The sequence below is a fragment of the Candidatus Acidulodesulfobacterium acidiphilum genome, from assembly GCA_008534395.1.
GTDB classification, from domain to species: Bacteria; SZUA-79; SZUA-79; order Acidulodesulfobacterales; family Acidulodesulfobacteraceae; genus Acidulodesulfobacterium_A; species Acidulodesulfobacterium_A acidiphilum.
This window is the reverse complement of the sequence record SHMQ01000004.1, coordinates 1-18079: the sequence shown is the minus strand read 5'-3', so window position 1 is coordinate 18079 and position 18079 is coordinate 1. Positions and strand designations below refer to the sequence as shown.

Here is an 18079-nt window from a genome sequence, read left to right as displayed (position 1 = left end):
TTATAACGGTTAAATTATTTAAGCAATAAAATTAATATATACATTAAACCCATTACCCATCCGGCTATGCCCATAATCAAAATATAAAAATGCAAATAAACGCTTCCTATGAAAACCAAAATGCCGGATGAAATTATCAAAGACGCTATCAAAAGTCCGTTCGTCATTCTCTTACTGGATTTCTCCATTTCTCCTATAAGACCGTCTAAACCTTTATGGATAAAATCTATGGAAAAATTATCCTCCGACATTTTTTTAAGTATTTTATCAGCTCTTTTAGGAAATCCGCTAAATAAATCTTTATAATTTTTAAATTTATCTACGAAAGATTCTTTAATATCTTTTACTTTTTCTTTTTTATCGATTAAAACGTCAAAATCAAAGAATTTTAAACCTGAATCGACGAAAGAAAAATCGGGGTCAAGCGTTTTAGCTATAGATTCTATTGGCAGTAAAGCCTTGAACAACAAAGAAAGTTCCGACGGTATCGTTAATTTATTTTTTTGTCCTATTCTTAAAGTTTCCAATAGAATTTCGGAACTGTAAATATCCTTAAAAGGTTTATTATAAAAACTTTCTATGAATTCCATGAGTTCAAATTTAAAAATCTGTTCTTCTTTATCGGTTAAATCTCCCATGCATATTTCTATAAACAAAGAAGCAGCTTCTTCATAATGTGCGTTAAAAAATTCTATAAAATATTTCAATATTTTTTTTCGCAAATCTTTCGTCAGTATTCCAACCGAACCGAAATCTATTATACCTATTTTTTCCCGATCTATTACAAAAACGTTCCCCGGATGCGGATCGGCGTTAAAATAACCTATTATAAATATCTGTTTAAAGAAGTGATTTAAAAATATTTTAAGAATAACTTTATTGTCGTAACCTTTTTTAGAAAGTTCGTCTATATCGCTGACTTTTACGCCGTCTATAAAATCTTCGACCAATATAGATTTAGCTGAATACTGCCAGTAAATTTTTGGAATTTCAACGGTGTCTTTGTCTAAATTGGATTTTCTTATTTTTTCGGTGTATCCGGCTTCAGCCATGAAATCCAGTTCAGACATAATGCTTTTGCTGAATTCTTTAAATAAATCTTCTACGTTGTCTATATATAAAAGTTCTTTTACGGCTTCCTTAATTATACCGACTATAAAATATAAAACGTCTATATCGTTTTTTATAGATTTATCTACGTTTCTTTTTTTTATTTTTACCGCAACCTTAGTACCGTCTTTCAAAACGGCTTTATGCACCTGTGCTATTGAAGCCGATGCGACCGGAATTTCGTCGAATGATTCAAAAACGTCTTCTATATTTTTGCCTGTTTCGTTTTTAAATATTTCGTCTATTTCTTTTATGTTATTAAAATCCGCACGGGTCGCATCCTGAAGTTTTCTAAGCTCCTCGATATATTTTAACGGCAGGGTGCGTATTTCCTGAGAAAATACCTGTCCGAGCTTAATAAAAGTAGGTCCAAGCTCTTCCATGGCATATCTCAGCCTTATTTCAGGCGGAACGTTAAGGTAGTCGTCGACGGGGTAAGCCGCCTTTAGATATTTTTTAAATATAAAAAATTTAGACAGGCCTATATTAGTTATAATCTGATAAAAACCGTGTTTTGCAAATATAGAAATAACCTGTCTTATCCGCCTGATTGCTCTTATCAGTTTTACAAAATCGCTTATTTTCATGGTAATAAATTATTTATTTAGTTATATTTAAGAAAAAAGCGTCATGAAAAAGGTGTCAGATTAATTTTACGCAACATCTTTTATCGTTAATTGTTCTTTTTCTTATGCGTAAAATAAAATCTGGCACCTTTTTCTTACAAATTTTTCCAGTAATAATAACATATTCTATCTATATTATATTATTATATATTTTTCATTTTTGAAATTTAACGAATCTAAGGTCTATTTCTCTTTTAAGAAGGTCTATGGAATAAACGCTAATCAAAACTCCGTCCCCAGTCTTAAATATTTTTCTTGTATGCCTTCCCTTAAGAATTTTAGAGTAATCGCTGTATTCATAATAATCGTCCGCTATCGTTGAAACATGCACGAATCCCTGTATAAAAAATCCTTTAATATCGACGAAAAAACCAAAATTCACGACGTTGGTAATAAAACCTTCATAAAGAGACTGTTCGTGTTTCTTTAAAAACTGCATCTTTTTAAAGTCTAAATATTCCCTTTCTGCGTCTGAGGAAAGCTTTTCCCTTCTGGAAATTGCGTTTGAAACCGATTTTAAATATTCAGGATTTAACCATTCCGGAATTTTATTTTCGTTTCTTTCATTGCTAATTATAAACGCAAGTATTCTATGTATTATAAGGTCGGCATATCTTCTTATCGGCGAAGTAAAATGCGTGTAAGACGACAAAGCAAGACCGAAATGGCGTATATTTACCTGCGAATAAACCGCTATTTTCATAGACCTTAAAAATGCCTGTTCAAGAAAAGCCGAAAGCGGCGTTCCTTTTATTTTATCGAGCATTTTTTGGTAATCGGAAGGATTTTCCATTGAAACGTTTGGAACGGAAATTTTAAAATATTTTAACATTTTAAAAAAATCTTTTACCTTGTCTTCGTCGGGTCTTTCATGCACCCTGTATATCGAAGGTATTTTTTTCGATTCGATAAATTCGGCAACGGCGCAGTTCGCGGTTATCATGAAATCTTCTATTAAATCATAGGCAAAATTTCTCGGCTCCGGAACCACGCTTATAGGTTCTTTATTTTCGTCAAGCTCCACTTTGCTTTTTACGGGGTCAAAATTTAAGCTGCCGTTTTTGATTCTCTTATTCCGTAATATATTGGAAAGGTTTCTCATACCGACAAGCATATCTTTTATAGGTATTAGTTTTTCGTTTAAAATATCATTTTTATTTTCGTCCAACGCCTTAAGAAAATTATATACTTCGTTATAAGTCAACCTTCCGAAAGTTTTTATAACGCCTTTGTATATTTTTTTCTTTTTAATAATACCCTTCTTTAAGTCTATATCCATTTCGCAAACCATAACAAAACGCTTTTTTTCCGGCAGAAGACTGCACAATCCGTTTGATAATTTTTCCGGAAGCATGGGATATACGCTGCCGGGAAAATATGTAGAATTGCCCCTCTTAAAAGCTTCATCGTCTATTGCGCTGCCGAATTTTACAAAATAAGAAACGTCGGCTATAGCCACGTAAAGTTTTGCCGCACCGGTTTTCGATTTGCCTCCCGACTGCAAATAAACAGCATCGTCGAAATCTTTCGCATCTTCACCGTCAACGGTAATAAAAGGCAATGCCGTTAAATCAAGCCTTTCTTTTTCTTTCTTATCCGATTCTTCTATATCTGAAGAAAATTCGTCTAATTCTTTTAACGCTTTTTCTCCAAAAGATTTATAAATATTATATTTATTAAGTATTATCTCTTCCTCGGCATCTTTTTCTTCAATATCGCCCAAAATTTTATCTATAGATACTATACGCGACGAAAAATCGTCCGTTTCGGACAAAACCGCATTTACGATAACGCCGTTTTTTAATTTATCCTTGTCTTTAAATTTATGCATATCGAAATAAAATAAGTCGTCAAACTCAGGGGATAAAGGCGTCAAAACTGCAATATTTTTTTCGACCTTAACGACTGCTTTGATGTTTTTTAAATTTCTTTTGATTATTCTAACTACCCTTCCGCGTTTAGTTTCGGAATTTCTATTTTTTTGCTTTTTCTTTAAATAGTAAGCGCTATCCGGCATAATCTGCATAACGACGGTATCCTGGGGAATAGCTCCGGCAAGATCGGAAATTTTAACAAAAATATCTTTCCCACCGCCGGTTTCATCGGTGACGAATGCGAAATTTCGTTTTTTTAATACTACAGTGCCGTGTATAAAATTAAGTTTTTGAGAAAATATATATTTTTCCCCTTTAGTAAAAATTAAGTCGCCGTCCGCCGTCATGGAATCGAGGATTTTTTTTACAGTATAAAGGTTTTTTGCAGATTTAACGTTTAAACCATGTTTAATATCGGCAAAGGAAAGAGGAACGTCTGATTTTCCGGAAAACAGATAGATTATATCGTCTCTTGTTACGGTTTTCATCGGTTTTTAGTATTATTTATTTTTAAAATATGATAAAATTATAAAAAAATAAAGTATGTATATAAAATATATATAATAATAGCACCTGTAGTATTTTTTGTCATTATAATTATTTTTATTTATTTTCTGCCGGAATGGCGGAACTGGTAGACGCGCACGGTTCAGGGCCGTGTAAGATTTATCTTGTGGGGGTTCGATTCCCCCTTCCGGCACCATAAACACAAATAATTATAAAAAAATAGCCGGCCGCTCAAAATAAACAAAATAATTTAATAACTTACATAATTAAATATTAATAGAATACGGAGAATTTATGCAATGTAAAAGATTTACAGCAGAGATCGCATTTTTTGCGCTTTTTATAATTATGATGTTAATCGGGTTTAATTTTAATACGGCAAAATGCTACGCATATACGCGAAATTACTCCGCTTCTTCGTCGGAAACTTTATTGGATTATACAGCGGAAACTATAAAAAGAAATTTCGAAGACGTTATGACGGAGCACGAAATAATAAAAATATTTAATAAAAAAGGCGTAAAAAAATACTCGTCACTTTCATTCCCTTTTTCAAGCAAAAATCAAAAATTAAAAGTTTATTTTATTAAAATAATCCAGCCTAACGGAAATATCATACATATAAATTTAAATAACTTAAAAACGGTAACAGCCCCTTTTAATCCGGAAGCGCCTATTTTTTCGAACCAGCTGTTAAAAACTATACAAATTCCGGGTCTTTCTAAAGGCTCGATATTAGACTATAAATTCAGGTCTATAGTATTAAAACCTTATATGAAAAATAATTTTTTTACGGAAGACTATTTCGGAGGACTCTCCCCTTTAAAAAAATCCGTATATAAATTAACTATACCCGACGGAGTATATTATAGATACGCCGAATACGGTTTTAAAGAAAAACCCGAAATAATAAAAAATTCGAAAAATATTACTCTTGTCTGGTCTTTATGGAACAGAAAAAAGTTAACCCCCGAGCCAATGGGTCCAGGTGAATCTTTTATAGTTCCTCATGTTATGGTATCGTCGGTAAAATCATGGAACGACGTAGCAGGATGGTATGCAAATCTGACTAAAGATATAATAAAACCAGGGAAGCAACTTAAAGATTTTATAAAAATAACTGCTTCAAAAAAAACAAAATTAGCAAAAATAAAATCTATCTATAATTTTGTAGCAAAAAAAATCAGATACGTAGGATATGAATTCGGCATAGACGGATATAAACCCAGCAACGTAAACGCTATTTTTAAAAACAGGTTAGGCGACTGCAAAGACCATGCTACGCTTTTTGCTTCAATGCTAAATCAGATAGGGGTTAAAGCATATCCCGTTCTGATACCGACAACCGAAATTCCAAACATGAATCCTGATATACCTACGCCTTTTGTATTTGACCATGAAATTACGGCAATAAAACTCAAATCCGGAAAATTTATGTTTGCGGACACTACGTCTAACGTTACTACTTTCGGCGACCTGCCGCCGATGGATCAAGGCAGAAACGTATTGATAATAGTCGGCGGAAAGGCTGTAATAGCAAGAACTCCTATATTTCCTCCGTCAAAAAACTATATTAGCGACAAGGAATATGTATCGGTTTACACAAACGGCAGCATTAAAGTCAGAGCAGCTATAATTTACGGCGGCGCATACGATATGTATAAACGGTACCTTTATTCTTCTATTTCCAAAAAAAATAAAAGAAACGGGGTATTAAAAAATATAATGTCTATAGCTCCCAATGCAAAACTCATAAATTATTCTTTTGAAAACGGCGACAGCATGACTAAACCATATATCGAAAGGTTTTCTTTTACGGCAAAAAAATATGCAGGCAAAAACGGCAAAAAAATAATGATAAGAATTCCGTTAAGGACGCGTAACGAACTTGCAAAAATAACCGCCTTAAAAAAAAGAAAATATCCTATAAAATTCGGTTATAACTTTTCCGAAAAAACCGCCGTCAATATAAACTTTCCAAAAAATTACAAAATTATGTATATACCTCAAGCTGTCAGTTTTAAAAATAAAGTCGGCTCTTTTAAAACTGCTTATAGTATAAAAAACGGAGCGCTGATTTTTAATTCTATTTTCTCCGTATTCGGATATAAAATTAAAACGGCAAATTATGCGGCGGCAAAAAAATTGTTCAATTATACTATTAAAACTTTATCATCTCAAGTTATCATATTTAATGAGCGATAAAAATTTATCCAAACACAATAACTGGTTTAAGGAAATATCTTCTTCCGACGGTTTTTTAGAAATAGGATTGGTTCAGGTTTATACCGGAAACGGAAAAGGCAAAACTACGGCGGCTATAGGTCAGGTATTAAGGGCGAGCGGGCATAATATAAAATCGTTAATAATACAATTTTTAAAAGGCGGCTCTTATTCCGGAGAGGTTAAAGCATTGGAGGCTTGCTCTCATTCTATTAAAATATATCAAGCAGGAAGCCCCTATTTTATAAACAAAGACAAACTGCGCGAAAAAGATATAGCATCTAACCGAAAAGGTTTATCGCTTGCTTTAGATACAGCCTGTTCGGATAACGGCATAGGTATTCTAGTGCTTGACGAAATTAACGTAGCTATGAATATAGGTATAGTAAAAACGGAAGAAATAATCGATTTAATAAAAAATAAAAGAAAAAATTTGGAACTTATACTCACAGGAAGAAATGCCCCGCAAGAAATAATCGATATAGCCGATCTTGTCACCGAAATGAAGGAAATAAAACATTATTATAATAATAACGTACCGTCGAGGACAGGAATAGAAAAATAACGGATTGCTATAAATATTAATTGATTTTTTATTCCGCTATATAATATAATAATTTTCGTCTAATTTTCTTTTTCAATTAAATTTATAAATAAATCTGTATTTTAAAAATCAATTAATTATAAAACCATTATTAAATCGGAGGTTTTTAATGAAAGTAAGCATAATCGGCGCAGGCAGACTCGGAGCGACATTGGCATATACGCTTACCCTGAAAGACATAGTAAGAGAAGTTACGCTTATAGATATAAATCATAATCTGTCTAGAGGCGAAATGCTGGATATTTCGCACGGTACGTCCTTAACCGGATATACAAGGGTAAAAACAGCCGATTACGACTCGGTAAAAGACGCCGATATAATCGTTATTACGGCAGGCATTCCAAGAAAACCAGGCGAATCGAGATTAGATTTAAATAAAAAAAACGTGCACATATTAAAAGATATAGTAAGCAATATCACAAAATATAACAGAACGGCCATTCTTTTCGTCGTTTCAAATCCGGTAGATATAATGACGTACGTAGCATATAGGGTCTCCGGCTTTGAAAGGAAAAAAGTCTTTGGAATGGGAACAATGCTCGATACCACAAGATTAAGGTCTGCGGTAGGCACGTTTTTCGACTTAAATCCTAAAGACGTAGATATTATGTTCTTGGGAGAACACGGCGACAGTATGACGCCGGTTTTTTCGCTTGCAAGCATTAACAGCGTCCCTTTAAGCTGTATTCCCGGTTACGACGCAGAAAAGCTTGAACAGATTGCCGAATATTCAAGAACTTGCGCGGCGGAAGTAATTGCCTTAAAAGGCGGAACGATATTCGCTCCAGCAGTGGTAATGGCTGAAATAATAGAATCTATGGTTAAAGACAGAAGACAGATAATGCCTTTATCGGTTTATCTTGAGGATTATTACGGGATTAACGGCATATATACCGGCGTTCCGGCAATTCTTTCAAAAGACGGCATAGAAAGCGTTATTAAACCTCCGCTGGCGCAGAAAGAAATAGACGGATTAAAATGCTCGGCGTCGGTAATACAAAATGCGATAAAAGACCTCAAAGACGGCGGCTTTATAGACTAAAAGAATCTTTTACTCGAAAGAACGCCTATTATTTCTTTATTTTTACTCTTTAGCGCATTCAGATAAAATCTGCCGGTATGCATTTTCATATCGTAAATATTAAGATAAATTACGTAATCGTTCATAAGGTTTAAAGTTCTCGTAAAGCCTTTTTCCAATGAAAAAACGGAAATGGCGACTTTACCTTTGTTGACGGATATGGATTTTATTCTACTTTCGCCGAACCTGTGAAGCGACAGAAGATATAATATATAAGAAACGTTAACCTGGTTTTCGGCGACTTTTCTGAAAAATATAATATTAGAGTTAAGTCTTTTAAGTTTTAGAGAATCGTTTTTAAGTTTGTAATTTATACTTTTTAAAACATCGTCGTATTTAGTTGTCTTGTTTACATAAGATACATACAGATAAATAATAAGCGTCCATAAAAAAAGTATCAAAAAGACAAAAACGCCTATTTTAAAATACGGATTTAATTCTAAATTATTTTTATTCCTGCCGCTTTCAAATATTTTATCGAAATCGGAATGAAAACTTGAATTGCTCATTTCGTCCATAAAAATTTATCCCGCTTTTATTATTTTATTAATAATTATATCGATATCAAACTTATATTTTAAGTTATATCATATATTCATATAATATACAATTACACATTATCATTCTATGCTTTCAACCCTGTTCCTGCCGTTTTGTTTTGCCTTATACATGGCTTCATCCGCTCTTTTTATTATGCTTTCGGCGTTGTCTTCCCGTTTATAAGCCGTTACTCCGAAACTACACTTGACGTTAATTTTTGAGGAAAAGTCGTATGTTTCCACCTTTAGCCTTAATTTTTCGGCAAGTTCTACAGCGCCCCTAATCCCGATATTATTAGATATTATCATAAATTCTTCGCCGCCGAACCTTGCAAAAAAATCATCCTTTCTTATATTCCCTTTAATTAAAAACGCAAGCTCGGAAAGAACTGAATCCCCCGCCTGATGCCCGAAGGTATCGTTAATTTCCTTAAAACGGTCTATATCGAACATTATCAAGGAAAATTTTGCATTTTTAAGCATAGCGTCGCTTATAGAATTATCTAATCTCTCGTCAAACGACCTTCTGTTAGCAATATTCGTCAAGCCATCTAACTCCGAAATTTCTTTGAAAATATCTCTTTCATTCTGCAAATTTAGTTCTTTGACTACCCTGTCGCTGACATCAGTGATAATCACGAGTCCTGTCCATTTATTTTCAAAAAAAACGGTCATGGCAATTATTTCTCCCCAGAATGTTTCGCCGTTCTTTTTCTTCACTTTTAACGTGTATTTTTCATTGAACGATTCGCCGTTAAGCCTTCGTTTCATATTTTCAATCAATTTTAATTTTTCTTCTTCGCGCACATCTACTAAATCCAGCGGATTTAAATCGGCAATATCGTCTACGGAGTAACCGAGAGCTTTCAAACAGAATGAATTCATGTAAATTACTTTTTCGCGGTATAAGCTTACTATTGACGGAATGTTCTCGCTCAATATTTTAAAAAACTCGACCGATTTCTTTAAAGAGTTTTCGTAAAGTATTTTTTCCGTTATATCTATAATCGAATTAATAAGATATTCTTTGCCGTCTATTTCTATTTTTGAGAGGGTTACTTCTACTCTTTTTATGTCGTTATTTTTAAGTTTATGATTAAAAATTTTTGCTATCGGGTTTCCTATGCCTTTACTATACGCTTCCATTCTAAACCGCTTATCTTCTTCTTTGCTTACTAAAGCAATATCGGTAATATTCATAGCCGTTAACTCTTTTCTTGTATAACCGTAAAACTTTTCCGCCGTTTTATTAGCGTCGATAATATTTCCCGTTTCTATGTCCTTAACCAGATGCGCGACCGGACTGCTATCAAACATAGTCCTAAATCTCTCTTCGCTTTTCCTGATTTCTCGAAAAAATTTGTTTAAATAATATATGACGAGAATGCCGAGAAATATAATTACTATTGTTCCAAAAATAAATACGAATGCGGCAAAACGGACTAAATATACGAAACCGGCGGATATTTTACGGATAAACGCATACGTCGGCAAAACGGATTTATTCAGGGTATATTCGAGAAACATTTTGTCCGACAATTTTAAAGTCACAAGACTGGAATACTTAATAAATCTTTTGATTATCGGCTTTGAAACATATTCCCAGTGATAGTAAGATTTTCGAGCAAACGAGGAAAAATATTTATTATTGCGAAGAGATATTTTTTTTAATTTTACAGGAGTTTTAATGTTTAGCAGGATAAATAATTTTTTATAATCACCGTCGGTCTTATTTACGATAAGAGATAATTTTTTTAGATATTTTTTGACTTTATTTTTATAGTTAACGGGTTTATATGTTTCGTAAAAAATTACCCTTTTTATTAAAGAGCCTGTTCGGGTTAAATCGTCGTTAATTACGGATACTTCTAATACTATTTTTGAATTTTTGCCTATATAGTTTTTTAAAGGTATAAAAGTCCTGTCGAAAGTTACGGCGGCTGTTATTATCCATAAAATTATAGCAGCTATTCCGGTTATTATTATCGTTTTATTATTGTTCAGCCTGTTAATCGCCATATGCCATATATACACATATTTTTATTTCTTGCGTTATAGTTTTCGGTTAAAAATTTATTTCCTCTCCGTAAGAAGGTATATAAACATCAAGCCCTTTTTCTTCCAGCTTGCCCTTATAAACATTCATTACGTCTTCGTCGCCGTGAACTAGGCAAGCTTTTTGAGGCTTGAACTTTAAGGCGCTAATCCATTCCATGAGCTCATTCTGGTCTGCGTGCGACGAAAAACCGTTTATAGTATAAATTTTGGCATTAACTTTAAAGTTTTCGCCCAAAATACGAACTGCCTGTTCTTTTTCCACTATTTTTCTGCCGAGCGTTCCTTTTGCCTGATAACCTACAAATATTACCGCATTTTCTTTTTTCCATATATTATGTTTAAGGTGATGAAGGATCCTGCCGCCGTGCAGCATACCGCTTCCTGCTATTATAACGGCTCTTTCCGATACTTTGTTTATACTTTTCGATTCTTCTATGTCTTTTACTATATTTAAATACGGAAAATCGAAAGGGTCGCCTTTTTTAAAAAGCGGAATATTGTCTTCTTTAAAGTAAGAAAAATTTTGGACGAATATATTAGTAACGTTTAACGCGAGAGGAGAATCCAAAAAAACCCTGCATTTCGGCAAAAGCCCTTGTTCGTAAAACTCCCTGAGCATATACAGTATATCCTGCGCCCTTTCCGTAGCATAGCTTGGAATTAATACATTGCCGTTATTTTTAAAAGTTTCCGTTATAGCCGCCAAAAATTCTTCTTTTGATTCTTTAAAACTTCTGTGATTTCTGTCGCCGTAGGTTGTTTCGGTATATACTATATCCGCCTCGTCGGGATACTCGAAATTTCTAACTATAGGTTTTTCTTTGTTTCCGAGGTCGCCGGAAAATATTGCCGATTTGCCGTTTTTACCGACTTTTACAAAAGAAGAACCTAAAATATGTCCGGCATCATGCACTGAAACGACAAAACCGTTTTTTAATTCATGGGGTTTTCCGTATTCCAGAACGGGGTCGAAATAATCAAAAGAACCAAGCACGTCTGATTCGTCGTATAAAAGACGGGGTTTCTCTTCGTTTCTCCTTAAGGCTTTTTTCAATTCGTATCTGTAGCCTTCCGTCATTATTTTTCCTGTGTCTAAAAGCAATACCTTCGCAAGCTGATAAGTAGGCTTCGTACATAAAATCCGCCCTTTAAATCCGTTTTTAGCCAAAAACGGAATCCTGCCGCAATGGTCTATATGTGCGTGCGTTAAAATCAGATAATCGAGGTCTTTAGGGTCAAAATCTAGTTTGTAGTTTCTGTCTTCAAATTCCCTTTCCTGAAACAAACCAAAATCTATCATTACACTCGAACCATCTTTCTCGTCTATGAGCATATGGCAACTTCCCGTAACATTTTTTGCCGCTCCGAAAGATTTTATTATCATCCCTTACCCTCCTATTGATTAATTCCGGTAATTTGCATAATCAAAGAACATTATATATAATACAACACATAATTAAAATTATATTATGTATTATGCATTATTATATCTTTCATTAAATTTTTATGCAAAAAAAAATTTCGGCTGCGGAAAAAACGGTTTTTATATTTTTATTTTTAATCATCATATCCGCCTTAAATATATTCAATTTAGTCAAAACGGCATGTGCCTACAACATCTCAAAAGCACATAATGCCGGCAACTATTTAAAATTTAATAAGGTAAATAAAATAAAATTAATTAAAACATTTGGAATTCAACCTTCAATATCTGACGGAATTATAAAAATAACCTTAACACAGGCTATTAAAAGAGCTTTAGCAAATCAAGGAAACATTTTAGAAGCCGAGCATATAATATCAGAAAAAACGGACTTAGAAAAAGCGGCGGACGCCGGTTTACTTCCGGATATCGCAGTAAATGCCGGAGGAATCTGGACACGAACGAAAAACGGATATCCCGTATTCGCTTCAGCAAACGGAATGAGGGAGTTAATAGGGCAGGTAAGTTTAAGCGTTCCGATATTCGACCCGAAAATATACGGCGAAATTTCGCTTGCGGGAGATAATCTTAAGATTGCGGAATACATGCTTCGTCTGGCGCGCCTTTTCACTGCCGCCCGTATAACGCAATATTTTTACGGACTTATCCTGCTAAAAGACGAAATAAAAATAGAACGAAAAGCGCTAAGCGGCGCGAAAAAAATTTTAACCGCCGCAAAAATAGGATATAAAGCCGGCAGTCTTTCGCGTTTTGACGTCGTTCAGACTGAACTTATGACCGACAAAATTAAAACTAATCTGGAAATTTTGAAATCAAAATTAAAATCCTCTGAACGAATGTTTCTTATGGAGATATTTTACGGCAGCATCCGTCATGCAAAACTTTCTTTGCGCATAAACGCTCCGAACAGCGCCGGTTTCAATTACCGGATTCCTCCTTTAAAAAGGCTGATTTCTAAAGCTATAAAAAAACAGCCTCTGCTTAAAATAGCCGATGCGGAAATTAAATCCGCCAAATCATCCGTTTCAATAAGTAAAGCCGGAAGTCTCCCGAACATTCAGGGCGGCGCCGCATACGGAGAAGACACCGTAAGTTCCTTCGACGCCCCTAATCTTGGGTGGCAGTTTTTCGTCATGCTGAACGTTCCTATTTATAATTTCGGACTTCATAAAGGTTACATAGACGCGGCGAATGAAAGGCTTATGGCGCTTAAATCCGCCGCATCAGCAGTTAAATTGTCCGTAAAAAAAAGGCTTACAATAGATTACGGCAGAGCGTCTGCCTCAAAAAATAAAATTTATGGAGTAAAAGTTTTAGTCAAAAAATCCGGTGAAGTTTTTAATATGACGAAAGAGGCTTATTTGGCAGGGGCTTTTAATGCCCTTGAATTGCAGGAAGCCCAGAATAATTGGATAAAATCGCGTATAGAACTTGTCAAAGCGGTAAACGGGTTTTATTTGGCAATTTCTCAATTAGATATAGATATGGGAATAATCCCCTCCGGAGAAGGAAAACTATGAGACCGAAAACTATGAAAAATGTAATTTTGATTTCAATTTTAATTTTTATCTCCTGCATCCTTTGCGGTATCGGCATGCCCTTAGCCTTTGCCGGTTCCGTAATGCCGATAAAAGTGGCATATGCTAAAAAAACTTACACGGCAAAAAGTATTTTTTCTATCGGAAAGGTCATTAGTAACGGCAGGCAAGTTTTTGTAGCTCCTTTTACGGGAAGACTTATGGAATCTTTTTCTTTCCCAAAATTCGTAGCAGCAGGAACCGTCATCGCAAGAGTCGTAAATCCAGGTTTATACGCAAAGATAATTTCCGCAAAGAGTAAAGTAAAGTACGCAAAGATAAAGTTTAAAAGAGAGAAACTTTTATTTCATTACGGCGTAGCCGCAAAAAAAAACATGGAGGCGGCTGCTTTAAGCCTGTCCGACGCATACTATTCTCTTCGCTCTTTAGAATCGATAAGCAGTGAAGGCCTTATCGTTTCCCGTTCAAAAGGAACGGTTCGTTATATAGCGGCGAACGGCGCTATCGTTGCGGCAGGAAGTCCCGTAGCGGTACTAAACGGAAAAGGCCTGCCCTGGGTCAAAACATATGTAACGCCTTCCCAAAGTTTTGAACTTTATAAAAATATGACGGTTAAAATAAAAAAAGGGCGTACCCGTGAAACAGGCAAAATAATATCTATCGGCGGCAATGCGTTTCATAACGGACTCGTACCGGTTTATGTAAGCCTGCAAAAGAATTCTATATTGCTTCCAAGCGAATGGGTTAAACTGCGATTTGAAGAATCTTCCGCCTCAGTTTTTTCTTTGCCGAAAAGAGCGGTTTTTATACATAAAGGCGGAACTGCGGTATTTACTATAGTAAATAATAAAGCGCAAGCAGTCGGCGTAAAGGTGATTAGGCAAAAAAACGGCATAGCATACGTTAAAGGGCGGATAAAACCAGAAGAACCGATAATAATATATCCCGTTACTAGACTTAAATCCGGCGTTCCCGTGGAGATAAAACATTGAAAAGATATCTTAATTTTCTTTTGAAAAATAAATTTTCGGTAATTCTTCTTTCTTTAATGATTATAGGCGTCGGGTGGTTTTATACACGCAATATGTCCGAGAGCATTTTCCCCGACGTCAATTTTCCAAGAGTTTCCGTTTTAGTACACAGCGGCAGATTGCCCGTAAAATTTATGCTGGTTCAGGCGACCAAACCTCTCGAAGCAGCGGCGGAAGGAGAACAGGGCGTCCGCCTAGTCCGCTCGCAAACCGGCAACGGTATATCTAAAATTACCGTTTATTTTCAATCGAACATAAAACCTCATATAGCTTATTTAATGCTTGAATCGCGTTTAAGTCAGGTGGCGCTGCCGCCGGGCAGCAAGATGACCGTCCGGCTGATGTCTCCTAACGTATATCCTTTTGCCGAGTATGCCCTTGTTTCTAACCGTAAAAATTATGGCAGTTCCGAAATGATGTCAACTTTTGCTTATAAGATAAGACCTGCTTTACTATCGGTTAAAGGAATTTATCAGATAGAAGGAACGGGACGAGGCTGGCCCGTGGCTGGAATAAACTTAAATCCGCTTCGTCTTGCCCAGTATCATATCGGTCCGGAAAACATCGTAAAAATACTAAGGTCGTATCAGGGACCTTTTTTTTCGGGAGTCCTGAATACATATCATAAACAGTTCGTAGTCGCGACTACCCCGCGTCCGGCGGATATAAAAGCTCTTTCCAATATTATGATTCAGGTAAAACATACTCTTTTACCCTTGAAAGACTTAGGAACCGTAAAAATTGGGTCTCCGCCGTTAATCCGCGAAGCGGCGGTAAGCGGTTACCGACACGCGCTTCTTATCGATATTATGCCGGATTTAAATATAAATACGGTTAAAGTCGCCGGAAATATCGGCCGCCGCATTAAATCTTTAAACGGCCGCCTGCCGAAAGGTTTAAAAATAATTTCAGTCTATAATACAAGCCGACTTATCCATTCCAATCTTAAAGACGTCTGGATTGCCCTTATTCTCGGCGGCTTAATAGCATTGTTCGTAGTATTTCTCTTTTTAAAGCGGCTGGACGGCGCTCTTATAGCCCTTGCCGTAATACCCGTTTCGGTATCTTTAACGGTAGTTATTCTTAATGCCTTAGGCTTCGGTCTTAATATTATGACGCTCGGCGGATTAACGGCATCAATCGGAGCTATGATAGACCATGCAATAGTAATAGTAGAAAGAGGTTTTCATAAGATGAAGGGAGGGCTGGCTAATGAAATGGGCGGCGACTCGGCATTAGAGCGCGTAGGCAAAATACTTCCGCTTATGACCGCGGCGACAATTACGTCTTCCATAGTTTTTATACCCCTTATCTTTATACACGGAACTCTCGGCATACTTTTTAAGCAAATGGCGCTTTCGATAGTTATCGCGCTGATAACGTCGCAGTTAACGGCTTTAACTCTTACTCCGATACTTACTATAATGCTTGCAAAAAGAAAAAACGCCGGAAAAAAAAGTAAAATTTATAAAAAAAACAGGCTTAGAAAAATTTACGGCTATATACTGATTAAGGGCATGAGGTCGCCTTGGCTTGCATTGCCGATAATTTTTGCGCTCATAATAACTATAGCGTTTTCTATGTTTTATCTGCGGACGGCTTTTTTGCCGAAATGGGACGAAGGTATTTTTGTAGTTCCGTTCAGGACTCCCGTGGGAAGCAGCGTTGCCGGCACCGAAAGAACCGGAAAATATCTTATGCGCATAGCTAAAGAAAACTCTAACGTAAAAAAGGTTTCATTAGTAGTAGGCAGGAGTTTGGACAATCCTTATTCTACGCCTAATAAGGGCGATTTAACGATAGTTTTAAAAAGAAACCGCACCGAAACTACCGAAAAAATAATGAGAAAACTTTATAATAAGTTTCATAATGCGGCTCCCGACCTAATCGACCTTAATTTTCAACAGCTCATGGTAAACCGTCTCGGGTTTTTATCGGGCTCCCATGCGCCTTTAGAAGTCATGCTTTTCGGCAAAAGCTCCAATGCGCTCAGAAAATACGGTAAAATTCTAGCAAATAAATTAAGAAAAACCGGCAATTTCCAGTACGTCAATTTTAAATCTCCTTCGGCAGGACCGGAAATAACCCTTACGCCGTCCTATTATGCGGCGGTTTACGGCATATCTCCGCCCGTTATAGCGGATAAAGTCAAAAGGCTCCTGTGGGGACAGAAAGCCGGCTTTTTGCTGTACGGAGAACAGGTACTGCCCGTGCGTGTCTTTATTAAAAATAAATCCGTCTCGGTATCCGAGCTAAAAAATTGGCCTTTTACCCTTAAAAACGGGACGCATACAAGATTAGATTATATTTCTAAAATACGCGTCAAAAAAGCAGTTCCTTTTATAACCCACCAGAATATGGCTCCATATGCCTATATCTTCATTCAGCCGGTAAAAGGCGAAGGTCTTTCGGCGGGCGCGGCTAAAGCCCGCAAGGTTATCGATTCTATGCATCTTCCGCCGTCCGTTACCGCCTCTATCGGAGGATATTATCGTTCGCAGGTAAAAAGCTTTAAACAGATGGCCGTTATGCTCACGTTTGCGCTTATACTTATATTCGTCTTTTTCGGTTTTCAGTTCGCAAGCCAGCGTGCTGCAATAGCATCTATGACGGCTATTGCGCTGTCGGGAGCAGGAGCGCTTGCCGCTCTTTTAATAACCGGTATAGAACTAGATAGCACGGCATTTCTAGGCATTCTTTTAGTTTTTGCAATTTCCACCAATAATGCAATTCTTATATTCGCAAGGTCGAGGCAGATCAGCGGCACCGTTAACTCGTCCCCAAGCCCGTCGTCCGTTTTTCTTGCCGCCAGAGAACGCCTTCGTCCAATACTGATGACTATGCTTGCGGACGTTTTCGGTTTTCTGCCGCTGGCTATAGGCATAGGAAGAGGTACGGATCTACTGAAACCCCTTTCCGTTGCGGTTATGGGCGGCTTGCTAATATCCGTTTTTATGTCCCTGTGGCTTGCCCCCATTATATACGTCGGGCTTTTTAGTAAAAGTAAAACAGATACAAACAGAATTAAATCCCAACATAACGGCTAATTTAGATTATATTTAATGTAATTACAATCAAACTGCTTTCTGCAATCTCCAAAAATTTTATTTTACAAAACCCGTAAAATTATGCTATTATAAGCTAATATTTATTATTTTAAATAAAAATTAAAAATTTCAACAATAAATTAGTAAATAATGAATAAGTACTTGCAGGTTACTTTTATTTTCCTTGCTTTTCTCAGTATTTCATTATCTGTCGGCATGCATGATTTGAATTATTTTTACAATATATCTTCAGTCAGTAATTACCATAGCAAAGTATATAGCGGCAAAAAATTACTTGTACAAAATTTTAGCAATATTTTAACAATTAAAAAATCGCCTTCTATTCTATTAAATTCCCATAATCTTTCTTTAAAGCGTGCCAGATTTGCTAATTGTT

At 35.9% G+C, this 18079-nt stretch carries 11 protein-coding genes and 1 tRNA gene; 7 read left to right on the top strand and 5 right to left on the bottom strand.

What is annotated here, in order from left to right; translation table 11 throughout:
• Positions 1-14: 14 nt before the first annotated feature.
• Positions 15-1697: an AarF/ABC1/UbiB kinase family protein gene (locus tag EVJ48_02140; GenBank protein ID RZV39995.1), complete on the bottom strand. Its 1683-nt coding sequence runs from the start codon at positions 1695-1697 to the stop codon at positions 15-17.
• A 193-nt stretch (positions 1698-1890) separates the two neighbouring features.
• The gene (gene rnr / locus EVJ48_02135; protein RZV39994.1) at positions 1891-4098 is read right to left on the bottom strand and encodes a ribonuclease R; all 2208 of its coding nucleotides are present in this window, start codon (positions 4096-4098) and stop codon (positions 1891-1893) included.
• A 128-nt stretch (positions 4099-4226) separates the two neighbouring features.
• Here rnr and EVJ48_02130 point away from each other — a divergent pair.
• From EVJ48_02130 to EVJ48_02115, 4 genes are all read left to right on the top strand, one after another.
• Positions 4227-4313, top strand: a tRNA-Leu gene (locus EVJ48_02130).
• Positions 4314-4411: 98 nt separating this feature from the next.
• Complete coding sequence (locus EVJ48_02125; GenBank protein RZV39993.1) at positions 4412-6322, top strand: DUF3857 domain-containing protein; 1911 nt, start codon at positions 4412-4414, stop codon at positions 6320-6322.
• Positions 6312-6905: a cob(I)yrinic acid a,c-diamide adenosyltransferase gene (locus EVJ48_02120; protein RZV39992.1), complete on the top strand. Its 594-nt coding sequence runs from the start codon at positions 6312-6314 to the stop codon at positions 6903-6905. Before EVJ48_02125 ends, EVJ48_02120 begins: the two co-directional genes overlap by 11 nt.
• Positions 6906-7053: 148 nt before the next feature.
• On the top strand, positions 7054-7986 hold the full coding sequence (locus EVJ48_02115) for an L-lactate dehydrogenase (protein RZV39991.1): 933 nt from the start codon (positions 7054-7056) through the stop codon (positions 7984-7986).
• On the opposite strand, the gene EVJ48_02110 is transcribed toward EVJ48_02115, so the two are convergent.
• From EVJ48_02110 to EVJ48_02100, 3 genes are all read right to left on the bottom strand, one after another.
• Complete coding sequence (locus EVJ48_02110; GenBank protein RZV39990.1) at positions 7983-8543, bottom strand: hypothetical protein; 561 nt, start codon at positions 8541-8543, stop codon at positions 7983-7985. The two genes, EVJ48_02115 and EVJ48_02110, sit on opposite strands and share 4 nt — an antisense overlap.
• Positions 8544-8645: 102 nt before the next feature.
• Positions 8646-10598: a sensor domain-containing diguanylate cyclase gene (locus EVJ48_02105; protein ID RZV39989.1), complete on the bottom strand. Its 1953-nt coding sequence runs from the start codon at positions 10596-10598 to the stop codon at positions 8646-8648.
• Between the two features lie 31 nt (positions 10599-10629).
• Positions 10630-12006 carry an MBL fold metallo-hydrolase gene (locus EVJ48_02100; protein RZV39988.1) on the bottom strand — a complete coding sequence of 459 codons (1377 nt, stop codon included), beginning with the start codon at positions 12004-12006 and terminating at the stop codon, positions 10630-10632.
• A gap of 122 nt (positions 12007-12128) precedes the next feature.
• Here EVJ48_02100 and EVJ48_02095 point away from each other — a divergent pair, with 122 nt between their 5' ends.
• From EVJ48_02095 to EVJ48_02085, 3 genes are read left to right on the top strand one after another with little or no spacing between them, the layout of a single operon-like run.
• Complete coding sequence (locus EVJ48_02095) at positions 12129-13586, top strand: TolC family protein (protein RZV39987.1); 1458 nt, start codon at positions 12129-12131, stop codon at positions 13584-13586.
• Positions 13583-14596, top strand: coding sequence for a hypothetical protein (locus EVJ48_02090; protein RZV39986.1), 1014 nt, complete (start codon positions 13583-13585; stop codon positions 14594-14596). Before EVJ48_02095 ends, EVJ48_02090 begins: the two co-directional genes overlap by 4 nt.
• Positions 14593-17682, top strand: coding sequence for an efflux RND transporter permease subunit (locus EVJ48_02085; protein ID RZV39985.1), 3090 nt, complete (start codon positions 14593-14595; stop codon positions 17680-17682). The genes EVJ48_02090 and EVJ48_02085 overlap by 4 nt, the downstream gene beginning before the upstream one ends.
• Positions 17683-18079 lie beyond the last annotated feature (397 nt).